General features: G+C 64.4%; 17 protein-coding genes. 14 read left to right on the plus strand and 3 right to left on the minus strand.

Annotated features, from left to right (window positions below; genetic code table 11):
• Positions 1 to 23: 23 nt before the first annotated feature.
• The 4 genes from PHA8399_RS04070 to PHA8399_RS04085 are packed head-to-tail and all read left to right on the plus strand — an operon-like array spanning position 24 to position 2,793.
• Complete coding sequence (locus tag PHA8399_RS04070) at positions 24 to 482, plus strand: RidA family protein (RefSeq protein WP_058284913.1); 459 nt, start codon at positions 24 to 26, stop codon at positions 480 to 482.
• A complete protein-coding gene (locus PHA8399_RS04075; protein WP_058284914.1) occupies positions 479 to 1,252 on the plus strand; it encodes a glycerophosphodiester phosphodiesterase family protein in 774 nt (257 codons plus the stop codon). The genes PHA8399_RS04070 and PHA8399_RS04075 overlap by 4 nt, the downstream gene beginning before the upstream one ends.
• A gap of 48 nt (positions 1,253 to 1,300) precedes the next feature.
• On the plus strand, positions 1,301 to 2,488 hold the full coding sequence (locus PHA8399_RS04080) for a GNAT family N-acetyltransferase (RefSeq protein ID WP_058284915.1): 1,188 nt from the start codon (positions 1,301 to 1,303) through the stop codon (positions 2,486 to 2,488).
• Positions 2,485 to 2,793 (plus strand): 4a-hydroxytetrahydrobiopterin dehydratase, encoded by a 309-nt coding sequence (locus PHA8399_RS04085; RefSeq protein ID WP_058284916.1) that lies wholly within the window; start codon positions 2,485 to 2,487, stop codon positions 2,791 to 2,793. The genes PHA8399_RS04080 and PHA8399_RS04085 overlap by 4 nt, the downstream gene beginning before the upstream one ends.
• 149 nt (positions 2,794 to 2,942) lie before the next feature.
• On the opposite strand, the gene PHA8399_RS04090 is transcribed toward PHA8399_RS04085, so the two are convergent.
• On the minus strand, positions 2,943 to 3,431 hold the full coding sequence (locus tag PHA8399_RS04090) for a peroxiredoxin (RefSeq protein ID WP_058284917.1): 489 nt from the start codon (positions 3,429 to 3,431) through the stop codon (positions 2,943 to 2,945).
• Positions 3,432 to 3,526: 95 nt separating this feature from the next.
• On the opposite strand from PHA8399_RS04090, the gene PHA8399_RS04095 reads away from it, so the two are divergent.
• From PHA8399_RS04095 to PHA8399_RS21825, 5 genes are all read left to right on the plus strand, one after another.
• Positions 3,527 to 4,738 carry an NAD(P)/FAD-dependent oxidoreductase gene (locus PHA8399_RS04095; RefSeq protein WP_058284918.1) on the plus strand — a complete coding sequence of 404 codons (1,212 nt, stop codon included), beginning with the start codon at positions 3,527 to 3,529 and terminating at the stop codon, positions 4,736 to 4,738.
• Entirely contained in the window at positions 4,735 to 5,286 is a 552-nt protein-coding gene (gene rsmD / locus PHA8399_RS04100; protein WP_058284919.1) for a 16S rRNA (guanine(966)-N(2))-methyltransferase RsmD, read from the plus strand. Before PHA8399_RS04095 ends, rsmD begins: the two co-directional genes overlap by 4 nt.
• A gap of 133 nt (positions 5,287 to 5,419) precedes the next feature.
• Positions 5,420 to 5,746 (plus strand): YgdI/YgdR family lipoprotein, encoded by a 327-nt coding sequence (locus tag PHA8399_RS04105; RefSeq protein ID WP_058284920.1) that lies wholly within the window; start codon positions 5,420 to 5,422, stop codon positions 5,744 to 5,746.
• 189 nt (positions 5,747 to 5,935) lie between these two features.
• Entirely contained in the window at positions 5,936 to 6,598 is a 663-nt protein-coding gene (locus tag PHA8399_RS04110; RefSeq protein WP_058284921.1) for an HAD family hydrolase, read from the plus strand.
• A 24-nt stretch (positions 6,599 to 6,622) separates the two neighbouring features.
• The gene (locus tag PHA8399_RS21825; protein ID WP_082649459.1) at positions 6,623 to 6,814 is read left to right on the plus strand and encodes a hypothetical protein; all 192 of its coding nucleotides are present in this window, start codon (positions 6,623 to 6,625) and stop codon (positions 6,812 to 6,814) included.
• A 73-nt stretch (positions 6,815 to 6,887) separates the two neighbouring features.
• Here PHA8399_RS21825 and map read toward each other — a convergent pair whose 3' ends face one another.
• A complete protein-coding gene (gene map, locus PHA8399_RS04115) occupies positions 6,888 to 7,697 on the minus strand; it encodes a type I methionyl aminopeptidase (protein WP_058285240.1) in 810 nt (269 codons plus the stop codon).
• 154 nt (positions 7,698 to 7,851) lie between these two features.
• On the opposite strand from map, the gene PHA8399_RS04120 reads away from it, so the two are divergent.
• Positions 7,852 to 8,739 (plus strand): mechanosensitive ion channel family protein, encoded by an 888-nt coding sequence (locus PHA8399_RS04120; protein ID WP_058284922.1) that lies wholly within the window; start codon positions 7,852 to 7,854, stop codon positions 8,737 to 8,739.
• A 24-nt stretch (positions 8,740 to 8,763) separates the two neighbouring features.
• On the opposite strand, the gene sfsA is transcribed toward PHA8399_RS04120, so the two are convergent.
• Positions 8,764 to 9,465 carry a DNA/RNA nuclease SfsA gene (gene sfsA, locus PHA8399_RS04125; RefSeq protein WP_058284923.1) on the minus strand — a complete coding sequence of 234 codons (702 nt, stop codon included), beginning with the start codon at positions 9,463 to 9,465 and terminating at the stop codon, positions 8,764 to 8,766.
• A gap of 48 nt (positions 9,466 to 9,513) precedes the next feature.
• On the opposite strand from sfsA, the gene PHA8399_RS04130 reads away from it, so the two are divergent.
• From PHA8399_RS04130 to PHA8399_RS04145, 4 genes are read left to right on the plus strand one after another with little or no spacing between them, the layout of a single operon-like run.
• On the plus strand, positions 9,514 to 10,236 hold the full coding sequence (locus PHA8399_RS04130; protein ID WP_058284924.1) for a competence/damage-inducible protein A: 723 nt from the start codon (positions 9,514 to 9,516) through the stop codon (positions 10,234 to 10,236).
• A complete protein-coding gene (locus tag PHA8399_RS04135; protein WP_058284925.1) occupies positions 10,233 to 10,958 on the plus strand; it encodes a GNAT family N-acetyltransferase in 726 nt (241 codons plus the stop codon). Before PHA8399_RS04130 ends, PHA8399_RS04135 begins: the two co-directional genes overlap by 4 nt.
• A gap of 5 nt (positions 10,959 to 10,963) precedes the next feature.
• The gene (locus PHA8399_RS04140) at positions 10,964 to 11,536 is read left to right on the plus strand and encodes a peroxidase-related enzyme (RefSeq protein WP_039949469.1); all 573 of its coding nucleotides are present in this window, start codon (positions 10,964 to 10,966) and stop codon (positions 11,534 to 11,536) included.
• Positions 11,527 to 12,450 carry an OmpA family protein gene (locus PHA8399_RS04145; protein WP_082649460.1) on the plus strand — a complete coding sequence of 308 codons (924 nt, stop codon included), beginning with the start codon at positions 11,527 to 11,529 and terminating at the stop codon, positions 12,448 to 12,450. Before PHA8399_RS04140 ends, PHA8399_RS04145 begins: the two co-directional genes overlap by 10 nt.
• The last annotated feature ends 84 nt before the right edge of the window (positions 12,451 to 12,534 follow it).

The raw sequence follows: 12,534 nt of genomic DNA on the forward strand, positions 1-12,534 counted from the left end.
CAAAGACTCGGAGGAACACGGCCATGAGCATCGAAGCGAAACTGAAAGAGCTGGGGGTGACCCTGCCGGACGCGCCGGCTCCGGCCGCCAACTATGTGCCGTATGTGGTCGCGGGCGATATGGTCTATATCTCTGGCCAGATCCCGTCCGATGAAAACGGGCTGATCACCGGCATCCTGGGCAAAGACATGGATGTGGAGGCCGGCCAGGCCGCGGCCAAGCGCTGCGCCATTGCGCTGCTGGCACAGCTGAAGGCGGCTTGCGGCGGCGATCTGGAGCGGCTGGTCCGCGTCGTCAAGCTGGGGGCCTTTGTCAGTTCGACCGCTGACTTCACTCAGCAGCCGCAGGTGGTGAACGGCGCCTCCGATTTCCTGGTCGAAGTGCTGGGCGAGATTGGCCGCCACGCACGCTCTGCCGTCAGCGCACCCTCGCTGCCGCTGGGCGTTGCAGTCGAAATCGACGGCGTCTTCCAGATCAAATGAGACCTGACCTGCCTGCAGCCTTCCTGAGCGTGCCGCTGGCCCACCGGGCGCTGCATGATGTCGCGGACGGGCGGCCGGAAAACAGCCGCGCGGCAGTCCGCGCGGCGGTGGCCGCGGGCTATGGCATCGAGATCGACCTGCAATTGTCCAGCGACGGCTGCGCCATGGTCTTTCACGACGGCGTCCTGGACCGGCTGGCCGAGGCCAGCGGCCCGGTCCGGGCGCGCACCCGTGCGGAGCTGCGCGCCATCCCGCTGAAGGGCGGCGATGGCGAGGGCATCCCGGATCTGGATGAAGTTTTGGAGCTGGTGGGCGGCCGGGTGCCGCTGCTGATCGAGCTGAAAGACCAGCACGGCGGAATGGGTATCACCGATGGCGCGCTGGAGCGGGCCGCGGCCAAGGCGCTGGACGGCTATAGCGGGCCGGTGGCGCTGATGTCGTTCAACCCGCATATGGTCGCCGAACTGGCCCGCCTGGCGCCGGAGCGTCCGCGCGGCCTGACCACCAGCGCCTATGATCCGGCGGACTGGCCGGAACTGTCCCGGGCGGTCTGCGACGACCTGCGCGCGATCCCGGATTTTGAACGCACTGGCTCAAGCTTCATCAGCCACGAGGCCGGCGATCTGGCCCGGCCGCGGGTGCAGGCACTGCGCAGCGAAGGGGTGCCGCTGCTGTGCTGGACCGTCACCTCCCCGGCGGAGGAGGCCGCGGCCCGCGCCTTTGCCGTCAATGTGACCTTTGAACAGTACCTGCCGCCGCTAACATCTTGATCAGGCTGGACCGCACCCCACATCTGAGAAGTGGTGCGGAGGAAAGGCATGTCCCAGGCGCAAATCGAAATCCGGGTGCTGGCGTCGCTGTCGCAGATCGCGGCGGCGGAGTGGGATGCCTGTGCCTGTCCCGAAGCGGCGGACGGGGGCCGTCCATACGACCCTTTTACCACCCATAGGTTTCTGAGCGCGCTGGAGGACAGCGGCTCTGTCGGACCCGGCACAGGCTGGCAGCCGCAGTATCTGACCGCCTATCAAAACGGCCGCCTGATCGCCTGCGCGCCGCTTTATGCCAAGGGGCACAGCCAGGGCGAGTACATCTTTGACCACAATTGGGCCCACGCCTATGAGCAGGCGGGCGGGCATTATTACCCCAAGCTGCAGATTGCGGTGCCTTTCACGCCGGTAACCGGGCGGCGGTTCCTGGTGCGCCCCGGGTTTGACGGCATCGGCCATTCGGCGCTGCTGCAGGGCGCGGTGCAGCTGGCGGCGGACAACAGCCTGTCGTCGCTGCATGTGACCTTCTGCACCGCGGACGAGGCGCGGCTGGGCGAGGAAATGGGGCTGATGCTGCGCACCACCCAGCAGTTCCATTGGCAGAACCAGAGCTATGGCGATTTCGAGGACTTCATGCGGGCGCTGTCGTCGCGCAAGCGCAAGAACATCCGCAAGGAGCGGATGCAGGCGCAGTGCTTTGGCGGCGAAATCCAGATCTTTCAGGGCAGCAGCCTGCGCCCTGAGCATTGGGACGCCTTCTGGGAGTTCTATCAGGATACCGGCGCGCGCAAGTGGGGCTCGCCGTATCTGACCCGGCAGTTCTTCGATATCGCCCACCGCACGCTGGCGCAGGACATGGCGCTGATTCTGGCGTGGCGCAACGGGCGCTATGTGGCCGGAGCGCTGAATTTCATAGGCCGGGATACGCTTTACGGGCGCTACTGGGGCTGCGTGGAGCACCACCCGTGCCTGCATTTCGAACTGTGTTATTATCAGGCCATAGAATTGGCCATCGCCCTGGGGCTTGACCGGATCGAAGCCGGCGCGCAGGGTGAGCACAAGCTGGCGCGCGGCTATTTACCGTGCCAAACCTATAGCTTGCACTGGATCGGCGATCCCGGGTTTGCCGGGGCCGTCGGACGCTACCTAGAAGCTGAGCGGGCCGCCACCGAGGAAGAAATCGAAATCCTGACCGATTACGGCCCGTTCCGCAAAGCGCATGTGGAGGAGCAAGAATGACGGAAAAACTGTCCGACGCCACCCGCGGCCCGCTGCTGGAGCCGCTGTTCGCCACCGGCTGGGAAATGGTGGAAGGCCGCGATGCCATCACCAAGACCTTCAAGTTCAGCAATTTCGCCGATGCCTTCGGCTGGATGACCCGTGCCGCGATCTGGGCGGAGAAATGGAACCACCATCCCGAATGGAGCAATGTCTACAACAAAGTGACAGTGGTGCTGACCACGCATGACGTGGATGGCATCAGCTCCCAGGATGCCAAGCTGGCGCGCAAGATGGACGGCCTGTACGGCGAGCCGCAGACTTGAGCCGCAGGGCTTGACAGAAAAGGTCAGCAGCCCTGTCCAAATGTTTCGCGCGCGAAACATTGCGGCAGAGCTGCTGACCTGATTTTTTAAAGTTTGTTAAGGGTTTGCGCCTGCGGCCGCCAGCACTGGCAGCCGCAGAAATCCAGGCCTTAGCCCATCGACTCGAGCAGGCCTTCGCCGGCCGACAGTTCGCACTTGCCGGGGTTGTCTTCCTTGTTGAGGATTTTCACTTCGCCATCCTCCACCAGCATCGCATAGCGCAGCGAGCGGCCGATCAAACCGGCCGGAGGCGCGTCGAACCGCATGCCGAGCGCCTCGGTAAAGGTGCATTCGGCGTCCGACAGCATGGTGATCCCGGCCTCGGTGGCGCCGGTGTTGTCGCCCCAGATCGACATGACGAACGGGTCGTTGCCGGCCAGGCAGATGATTTCATCAACGCCTTTTTCGGCAAACTGGTCTTTGGTGCGGATGAAGCTGGGCACATGGGCTGAATGGCAGGTGCTGGTAAACGCGCCGGGAACCGCAAATATCACCACTTTCCGCCCCTTCAGCTTGCTTGACAGCTGAACTTGCTCCGGCCCGTCGTCTCCGATCCGCGTCAGCACGGCGTCGGGCAACTGGTCTCCAACAGAAATCATTGCACGTTCCTCTTTCTCGTGATTGCGTTTTGGGGCCCCCGGTATATAGGGTCCGTTGGAAGCGTGACGGGAACTATTGCGGGAGGCAAGCGGAGATGTCCCACATCGTCGTGATTGGAGCGGGGCAGGCGGGGTCCTCGCTGGTGGCAAAGCTGCGCAAAGACGGGTTTGAGGGGGAGATTACCCTGATCGGCGCGGAAGCAGCACTGCCCTATCAGCGGCCGCCTCTGTCCAAGGCCTACCTGCTGGGCGAGATGGAGGTCGAGCGGCTGTTCCTGCGCCCCGAAAGCTTTTACGCCGAAAACAACATCACCTTGAAACTGGGAAAGCGTGTCACCGGCATTGATCCGGCGGCGAAGACCGTTTCGCTGGGGGATGAAGTGATCTCCTATGACCAGCTGGCGCTGACCACCGGCTCCGACCCGCGCCGCCTGCCAGCTGCAATCGGCGGCGATCTGGACGGTGTCTTTGTGGTGCGCGGCCTGACCGACGCTGACGCGATGGCGCCGCATGTGACCGAGGGCAAGCGCGCGCTGATCGTCGGCGGCGGCTATATCGGGCTGGAGGCGGCCGCGGTCTGCGCCAAGCGCGGCGTCAAGGTCACGCTGGTCGAGATGGCTGACCGCATCCTGCAGCGCGTCGCAGCGCCGGAGACGTCGGATTTCTTCCGCAACCTGCATACCTCCCACGGTGTCGATATCCGCGAAGGCGTCGGCTTGGAGCGGCTGGAAGGCGAGGGCGGCCAGGTCACCCGCGCGGTGCTGAGCGGCGGCGAGGTTCTGGACGTGGATTTTGTTGTTGTTGGTGTCGGTATCACCCCGTCTTCGCAGCTGGCGGAGATGGCCGGGCTGGAGCTGGACAACGGCATCAAGGCGGACGCCAAGGGGCGCACCTCGGATGCGTCCATCTGGGCGGCGGGCGATTGCGCCTCCTTTCCGTTCCAGGGCAACCGCATCCGTCTGGAAAGCGTGCCGAACGCCATCGACCAGGCTGAGACGGTGGCGCAGAACATGCTGGGCGCGGACAAAGACTATGTGGCGCAGCCCTGGTTCTGGTCAGACCAGTATGACGTCAAGCTGCAGATCGCGGGTCTCAACACAGGCTATGACAATGTTGTCACTCGTCAGGGCGACGGCCGGCAGGTCGCGTTCTGGTACTATGCCGGCGACCGGCTGGTGGCGGTTGACGCGATGAACGATCCGCGCGCCTATATGGTGGCCAAGCGGCTGATCGACATGGGCAAGACCGCAGACAAAACCGTGGTTGCCGATCCCTCCGCCGATCTGAAGCCGCTGCTGAAGGCGTGAGGATCATCGCAGGAGAATTCCGCGGCCGCGCGCTGGCCGCGGTGGGCAAGGGGGATGCAGGCGCGCACCTGCGCCCCACCACCGACCGCGTGCGCGAAAGCCTGTTCAACGTGCTGATGCACACTGGCGCCATCCCCGGCGCCCGGGTGCTGGACCTGTTTGCAGGCACCGGCGCGCTGGGGCTTGAGGCGCTGTCACGCGGCGCGGCAGAGGTGGTGTTCGTGGACGACGGCCGCGTCTCTACCGGTTTGATCCGTAAGAACATCGCCATCTGCCGGGCGGAGGACCGCTGCACCCTGATGCGCCGCGATGCGCTGAAGCTGGGGCAGAACCCGGGGGCACCGTTTGACCTGGTCTTCCTCGATCCGCCCTACGGCAAGGGGCTGGGAGAAAAGGCCCTGGCCGCTGCCGTAACTGGCGGCTGGGTGGCGGAGGGAGCCTTGGCGGTCTGGGAGGAAAGCGCGCCGATGGCCGCCCCGGAAGGGTTCGAACTGGAGGACTGCCGCAAGTACGGCGATACCCATATCTCGCTGATGTGGCGGCAGTAAAACAGGTGCGGACCTGAACCGGCGCTTTCTCCGAATAATTGACTTTCTATTTGCAAAAGTAATCCTCTGGATGTAACGAGCCCGTGATTTTAATCAAAAGCCCGTCAATTCTGGCGGTTTCAGAGGGTTTCATATGAAAACTGCAAAATTCCTTGGCCTGCTGGCCGCTGGCTCGCTGTTCCTGGCCGGCTGCGTGTCTCCTGAGGTTGTCACCACCAACAATATCGACGACGCCTCGCTGACCTGCGACGAGATCAAGACCCAGATGGGCCAGTTGGACGAGATCCGCGCCGAGGCCAAGAAAGGCAAGACCGCATCGGGCGCCAATGTGGCGGCGGCGATCCTGTTCTGGCCGGCGGTCATCGGCAATTACTCCAACGCAAACGAGGCCATGAACGCGGCAAATAAGCGCCATGAAGTGCTGGTTGAACTGGCCAAGAAAAAGCGCTGCAAGTTCTGAGCCTCGCCAGACAAATGCACGATATGAAATGCAGGGGCCTCCCCTGCATTTTTTGTTTCCGGCTATTTCAAGCCCGGCCGGTATTGTGACTCTGCCGGCGAAAAACCGCGGTGCCGGGTTTGCCGGGGGCCTGATTGCCGCATAAACCTGTGACCCAGAACAGGATTATTCTCGCAAAGGCGCGTTTCCATGCCCAAGACATTTCCAACTCCGAAACTGGTGATCTTCGATTGCGACGGCGTGCTGGTCGACAGCGAGACGGCCTCCAACCAGGCGCTGATCGAAAACTTGGCCCAGCACGGGCTGGAGCTGACCATGGAGCAGTCGATGGCGTATTTCGTCGGCTGCACCATGGCCGGGGTGATGGAAAAGGCCCGCAGCCTGGGGGCCGCGCTGCCGGAGGACTGGATCCGCGACGTCTATGCCGAGACTTATGCGCGGCTGAAGCAGGGGGTTCCTCTGACACCGGGCATTCCGCACCTGCTGGCGCGGCTTGATGCCAAGGGCATTCCGGTCTGCGTCGCCTCCAACGGCAGCGAGGAGAAGATGCGCATCACCCTGGGCCAGCACGGCCTTTGGGAACGGTTCCATCCGCAGGCGATGTTCTCGGCGCAGTCCCTGGGCGTGGCCAAGCCGGAGCCGGGGCTGTTTCTGGCGGCAGCCAGCCATTTCGCGGTGCAGGCGCGCGACTGCCTGGTGATCGAGGACAGCGGCAGCGGCGTCACCGCCGCGGTGCGCGCCGGCATGCGCTGCCTCGGCTATGCGCCGCAGGGCGGCGGCCAAAAGCTTGCAGCACTGGGGGCGGAGGTGTTCCGCGATATGGCTGAGGTGCCCGCGCTTTTGTCGGTCTAAGCCGGATGTGCTATTGTTCCGGGCATGGAACAGACACTGCGTATACCGTTCCTGCCGCCTGTAACCAAGGCCGAAGCCGGGACAAAACCCAAACCGAAATCCGCTCGATCACCGCTGTTCATCCAGGATGCGGTGACACCTTGGGCCGATGGCACCCTGCTGCTGGCCTTGTGGCGGATGCAGGAAGCAAAGGGGCAGGACGGTACCGGCACCTGACCAGATCCGTCCTTCTTCTGGCTGAAAATATCCCGGGGGTGCGGGGGCCGGCCCCCGCCTGCGCCGGGCGGGCTTAGCCGTAGGTCGGGTGGAATTTCCCGGCCGGCGACAGGGTGAAAATCTCGGCCCCGCCAGCAGTTACCCCGATTGAATGCTCGAACTGCGCCGACAGCGACTTGTCGCGGGTCACGGCTGTCCACTCATCAGCCAGGATCTTGGTTTCCGGGCGTCCCAGGTTGATCATCGGCTCGATGGTGAAGAACATGCCTTCTTCCAGCACCGGGCCGGTGCCGGGGCGGCCGTAGTGCAGCACGTTGGGCGGCGCGTGGAACACGGTGCCCAGGCCATGGCCGCAGAAGTCGCGCACCACGCTCATCCGCTGGCTTTCGGCATAGGTTTGGATCGCGTGGCCGATGTCGCCGAAGGTATTGCCGGGCTTCACCGCTTCAATCCCCTTCATCAGGGAATCGTGGGTGACCTGGATCAGCCGCTCTGCCTTGCGGCTGAGTTTGCCCGCCACGAACATCCGCGAGGTATCGCCGAACCAGCCGTCGACAATCACGGTCACGTCGATGTTGAGGATATCGCCGTCCTTCAGCTTCTTGTCGCCGGGGATGCCGTGGCAGACCACGTGGTTCACCGAGATGCAGCTGGCGTGCTGATAGCCCTTGTAGCCTATGGTCGCCGAGGTGGCGCCCGCGTCCTCGACCATTTTGGTGATCAGCCGGTCAATCTCGCCAGTGGTCTGGCCGGGGAACACATGGCCTGCGATATCGTCCAGAATGCGCGCGGCAAGCGCCCCCGCTTTGTGCATGCCCGCGAAATCGCCGGGCTCATGAATGCGGATGCCGTCCTTGGTCGTGCGGCCGTCTTTCGATCTCATCAGGCGGAGCTCCATCGGGTGTCTTTGCGTAGCTATGTAAGGGGTTCCCGGCAAAAGGGCCAGAGGGGGCAGGGGCGGCATCCGGGAACTTTTTCCACTGCGCCGCGTTACCGGTGGTGAGGGAAACTGCGGCGAAACGGAAAGAGGCAGCGGCATGGAAAGCTTCAACAACCTGATGCAGACTGAAATTTATGGCGGCAAGTCACTCTCTGACCTGGTGACCCTGGAATTCCTGGCCGAGGTGCTGGGCAGCGTTGTGGCCGCAGTGGTCATCCTGCTGGCGGGCTTTATCGTGGCAAGCTGGGTCAAGCGGCGGATCGTGGCGCTGGGGGACACCCATGCCAGCTTCGACGTGACCCTGTTCCACTTTCTGGGCAACCTTGCCCGCTATGTCATCCTCGCCTTTGCGGTTCTGTTCGTGCTGAACACCTTCGGGGTTAAGACCACCTCGATTATCGCCGCTATAGGTGCTGCAGGCCTGGCGATTGGCCTGGCGATGCAAGGGGCGCTGTCCAATGTCGCGGCCGGGGTGATGATCATCCTGTTCCGCCCCTTCAAGCTGGGCGATTTCATCGAGGTGGATGGCGAGATGGGCACGGTGAAGGACATCAACCTGAACAACACCGTCATTGCCAGCCTCAGCAACCTGAAGGTCATCATCCCCAACTCCGAGGTCTGGGGCAACACCATCACCAACTACTCGTCATTCGATACCCGCCGGGCCGAATGGACCTTTGGTGTCGGCTACGGCGCAAATCTGGCAGTGGCTGAGCGGGTGATCCGCGAAACCATCATGAGCGACAGCCGCTCGCACAGCGACCCGGAGCCGTTCATCCAGGTCAATGAGCTGAACAGCAGCTCGGTCGATTTCCTGGTGCGTGTCTGGGTCGATGCGGCGGAGTACTTCCAGTATCAGGCCGACATGAAGCGCAAGGTGAAAGAGGCGCTGGACGCGGCCGGGGTCGATATTCCGTTCCCGACCCGCACTATCGTGCAGGCCGAACCCGGCGCGGAGGAGAACGAGGCCAGCCAGGCCGCCTGAGCGGACGCGCCGGCGCCTGCGCCGCTACTGCGCGGCGATGGGGGCGCCGGCCTCGACGCCTTGGGGTGAGATCTTTGTGCCCAGCACCAGCCGCTCCACTCCCGCGGCATGGGCGCTCGCAAAGGCGTCTGCATAGGCCGGGTCGATATCCGCCGCCAGCTGGAACCGGTCGCAATCGGTGCGCTGCACCAGATACAGCATCACCGCCCGGTGGCCCTGCGCAGCCATGTTTGCCAGTTCCCCCAGATGCTTGGTGCCGCGCGCGGTGACGCTGTCGGGAAACTCCGCAAGGCCCGGCTGGCGCGAGAGCGTTACGCTTTTCACCTCGACATAGCAATCGGGCAGGCCGTCCTGCTGCAGCAGAAAGTCGATGCGGCTGTTCCCGCCGTATTTCACCTCCGCCCGCACGGTTTTGTAGGCCGCAAGCTCCGCGACGTCCCCGTTTTCGAGCGCGGCGCGCAGGGCGCGGTTCGGCACCGAGGTGTCGACGCCGGTGAAATGGCCGCCCTCCTGCTCGACCAGCCGCCAGCCGTATTTCAGCTTTTTCTTCGGATCGTCGTTGGGCTCCAGCCAGATCTTCATGCCGGGCTCCGCCAGCCCCATCATGCTGCCGGGGTTGGCGCAATGGGCTGTGACTTCCCGCCCGTCCTCCAGCCGGCAATCGGCGAGGAAGCGTTTGTAGCGGCGGATCAGCACGGCGGGGATCAGAGGGGTTTCAAAGCGCATGACAACGGGCCTATACCTGCGGAGACGAGGTATCAAGGGAGGACAACCATGGCCAATCCGACGGCTGCCATGCTGGTGATCGGGGACGAGATTTTGTCGGGCCGCACCCGGGATGCCAACATGCATTACCTGGCCGGGGAGCTGGCCAAGCATGGCATCGACCTGAAGGAAGTCCGCATCGTCAGCGACGAGGAGAAGGCGATCATCGCAGCGGTCAAGGTGCTGGCAGGCACCTATGATCACATCTTCACCAGCGGCGGCATCGGCCCGACCCATGATGACATCACCGCCGATTGCATCGCCAAGGCTTTTGACGCGCATCTGGGCGTGCGCGACGATGCCCGGGCGATCCTGCAGGCGCATTACGACACCCAGGGGATTGAGCTGAACGAGGCCCGGCTGCGCATGGCGCGGATCCCGGATGGTGCGGCGCTGATCGACAATCCGGTCTCTGCGGCGCCGGGGTTCACCCTTGGCAACGTGCATGTGATGGCCGGTGTGCCGATGATCTTTCAGGCGATGGTGGCCAGTGTGATCCCAACGCTCACCGGCGGCCAGCCGATGCTGTCGCAGACCCTGCGGGTGTTGCGCGGCGAGGGCGAGATTGCCGGTCCGCTGCGCCTGCTGGCTGAGGCATATGAGGATTTGTCCGTGGGCTGCTACCCGTTTCAAAAAGACGGCGTGTTTGGCGCCAACGTGGTGATCCGCGGCACCGATGGCGCCCGGATCGACGCGGCGATGACCGAGCTGGCAAAGGAGCTGGAGCAGTGACCACCGACCCCCGGTATTACGCCGTGACAGAAGCGACCTGGCCGCCCGCATCGGTGCGCACGCTTGGCCCCGTGACCCTGCGCGAGGGGCAGGGCGGCGGCAGCCGGGTGTCGGCGGCAATGGTGAACGGCCCTGCGTCAGACGCGCAGATCGCTGCGGCGGAAGCGGCGATGCGCGCGATGGGGCAGGACTGTCTGTTCATGATCCGCGACGGCGAGGCGGATCTGGACGCACAGCTGGAAGCCCGCGGCTATGCGGTGAAGGATCCGGTCAACCTTTGGACCTGTCCGGCGGAGCGGCTGACGGATATTCCGGTGCCGCGTGTCACCGCCTTTTGTGTGTGGGAGCCGCTGGCGATCCAGCGCGAAATCTGGGAGCAGGCGGGCATCGGGCCGGAGCGCCTGGCGGTGATGCAGCGGGTACAGGGGGCCAAGACCGGGCTGCTTGGGCGTCACAGAGACAAGCCCGCAGGCGCGGGCTTTGTGGCCATCCATGACGGTGTGGCGATGGTGCATGCACTGGAGATCCTGCCGCACCAGCGCCGGGCCGGCATGGGCGCCTGGATGATGCGCCAAGCCGCGTTCTGGGCGCTGGAGAACGGTGCCAGCGAACTTGCGGTGCTCTGTACGAAACGTAACGAGGGCGCAAACGGGCTTTATGCTTCCCTCGGCATGGATTGCACCGGACAGTACCACTACCGGATTTTGAAGGAAGGCGATTGACCGCGATGACTGACCAGACCCAGCCCACAGCCCTTGACCTGCCGATGGCGGACCCGCTGCCGCCCGAGACGCAGAAGTATTTCGACATCTGCCAGGAAAAACTGGGGATGGTGCCGAATGTGCTGAAGGCCAATGCGTTCGACATTGATAAGCTGAATGCCTTCACGGGGATGTATAATGATCTGATGCTGGCCGACAGCGGCCTCAGCAAGCTGGAGCGGGAGATGATCGCGGTCGTGGTCTCTTCGATCAACCGCTGTTTCTATTGCCTGGTGGCGCATGGCGCGGCGGTGCGGCAGCTGTCGGGCGACCCGCAGCTGGGCGAGATGCTGGTGATGAATTACCGGGTGGCACCGCTGGACGCGCGCCAGCGGGCGATGCTGGATTTTGCCGCCAAGATGACAACGGCGAGTGCGGAAATCGAGGAGGCGGACCGCCAGGGCTTGCGCAAGGCGGGATTCAGTGACCGCGACATCTGGGACATCGCCAATGTCACCGGCTTTTTCAACATGTCCAACCGGGTGGCCAGCGCAACCGCCATGGTGCCCAATCCGGAATATCACAGCCAGTGCCGCTAGGGCGGCTGACGGCCCTTGCTGTCCTGGCCGCGGCGGCACTGCTGGCCGGGCGGGCCGGGGCGGTGGAGATAACCCTGCCGCCCGGCGCGGAAGCTGTGTCCGAACGGGTGACGGCGCTGGGCGTCTACCAGCTGCCGGTGGGACCTGAGGTTTCGGACAAGGTGCCGTCGAAGCGGTTCGAGGGCCGGATTTCGCGCCGCACCTGGCGGCTGGAGGGCAGCGGCACGGTGCTGGAGATCCTGGCGCCGCTGCGCGGGCAGCTGCAGTCGCAGGGCTATGAGGTGCTGCTTGATTGCGCGGCCCGCGATTGCGGCGGCTTCGGCTTCCGCTTCGGAACCGAGGTGGTGCCGGCGCCGGATATGATGGTGGATATCTCCCGCTATCACTTCCTGTCGGCGGCCAAGGACGGCCGGGCGGTCTCGATCCTGGTGTCGCGGGCGGGCGGCACGGCCTATGTGCAGATGATCACCGTGCAGCCGCCCGAGGTTGCGGCGCCGGTGGTGAAGCCCGCCGCAGAGGGGAAGGCCCCGGAGCGCCCGGTGGAGCTGGCCAAGGTGCTGGACGTGCGCGGCCATGCGGTGCTGACCGATCTGGTGTTCGAGAGCGGCTCCACCCGGCTGCGGGAGGGGCGCTATGACAGCCTGATGCAGCTGGCGGAATACCTGGCCGCCAATCCGGAATACAGGCTGCTGCTGGTGGGCCATACCGACACGGTCGGCTCGCAGGAGCAGAACGCCGGCATCTCAGAGCGCCGGGCGCAATCGGTGAAGGAGCGGCTGATTGAGGCTTACGGCGCTGAAGAGGCGCGTATCAGCGTGGCCGGTGCCGGTTTCCTGGCGCCGATTGCCAGCAACCTCACCCCGGAGGGCCGTGAGGCCAACAGACGGGTGGAGGCGGTGCTGCTCGCTGACTGACGTTCTGCGGACGGGACATGGCGAGGGGCTCCCGCCCCCGCAGGCGCCTTGGCGCCGCCAAGACCCCTTGGCGGGGTTGGGCCA

This window comes from Leisingera aquaemixtae (assembly GCF_001458395.1).
GTDB lineage: Bacteria > Pseudomonadota > Alphaproteobacteria > Rhodobacterales > Rhodobacteraceae > Leisingera > Leisingera aquaemixtae.

What these genes read in the sequence shown, in the direction of transcription:
- PHA8399_RS04070 (WP_058284913.1), top strand. Translation starts at nt 24, where the DNA reads ATGAGCATCGAAGCGAAACTGAAAGAGCTGGGGGTGACCCTGCCGGAC.
- PHA8399_RS04075 (WP_058284914.1), top strand. Translation starts at nt 479, where the DNA reads ATGAGACCTGACCTGCCTGCAGCCTTCCTGAGCGTGCCGCTGGCCCAC.
- PHA8399_RS04080 (WP_058284915.1), top strand. Translation starts at nt 1,301, where the DNA reads ATGTCCCAGGCGCAAATCGAAATCCGGGTGCTGGCGTCGCTGTCGCAG.
- PHA8399_RS04085 (WP_058284916.1), top strand. Translation starts at nt 2,485, where the DNA reads ATGACGGAAAAACTGTCCGACGCCACCCGCGGCCCGCTGCTGGAGCCG.
- PHA8399_RS04090 (WP_058284917.1), bottom strand. Translation starts at nt 3,431, where the DNA reads ATGATTTCTGTTGGAGACCAGTTGCCCGACGCCGTGCTGACGCGGATC.
- PHA8399_RS04095 (WP_058284918.1), top strand. Translation starts at nt 3,527, where the DNA reads ATGTCCCACATCGTCGTGATTGGAGCGGGGCAGGCGGGGTCCTCGCTG.
- PHA8399_RS04105 (WP_058284920.1), top strand. Translation starts at nt 5,420, where the DNA reads ATGAAAACTGCAAAATTCCTTGGCCTGCTGGCCGCTGGCTCGCTGTTC.
- PHA8399_RS04110 (WP_058284921.1), top strand. Translation starts at nt 5,936, where the DNA reads ATGCCCAAGACATTTCCAACTCCGAAACTGGTGATCTTCGATTGCGAC.
- PHA8399_RS21825 (WP_082649459.1), top strand. Translation starts at nt 6,623, where the DNA reads ATGGAACAGACACTGCGTATACCGTTCCTGCCGCCTGTAACCAAGGCC.
- map (WP_058285240.1), bottom strand. Translation starts at nt 7,697, where the DNA reads ATGAGATCGAAAGACGGCCGCACGACCAAGGACGGCATCCGCATTCAT.
- PHA8399_RS04120 (WP_058284922.1), top strand. Translation starts at nt 7,852, where the DNA reads ATGGAAAGCTTCAACAACCTGATGCAGACTGAAATTTATGGCGGCAAG.
- sfsA (WP_058284923.1), bottom strand. Translation starts at nt 9,465, where the DNA reads ATGCGCTTTGAAACCCCTCTGATCCCCGCCGTGCTGATCCGCCGCTAC.
- PHA8399_RS04130 (WP_058284924.1), top strand. Translation starts at nt 9,514, where the DNA reads ATGGCCAATCCGACGGCTGCCATGCTGGTGATCGGGGACGAGATTTTG.
- PHA8399_RS04140 (WP_039949469.1), top strand. Translation starts at nt 10,964, where the DNA reads ATGACTGACCAGACCCAGCCCACAGCCCTTGACCTGCCGATGGCGGAC.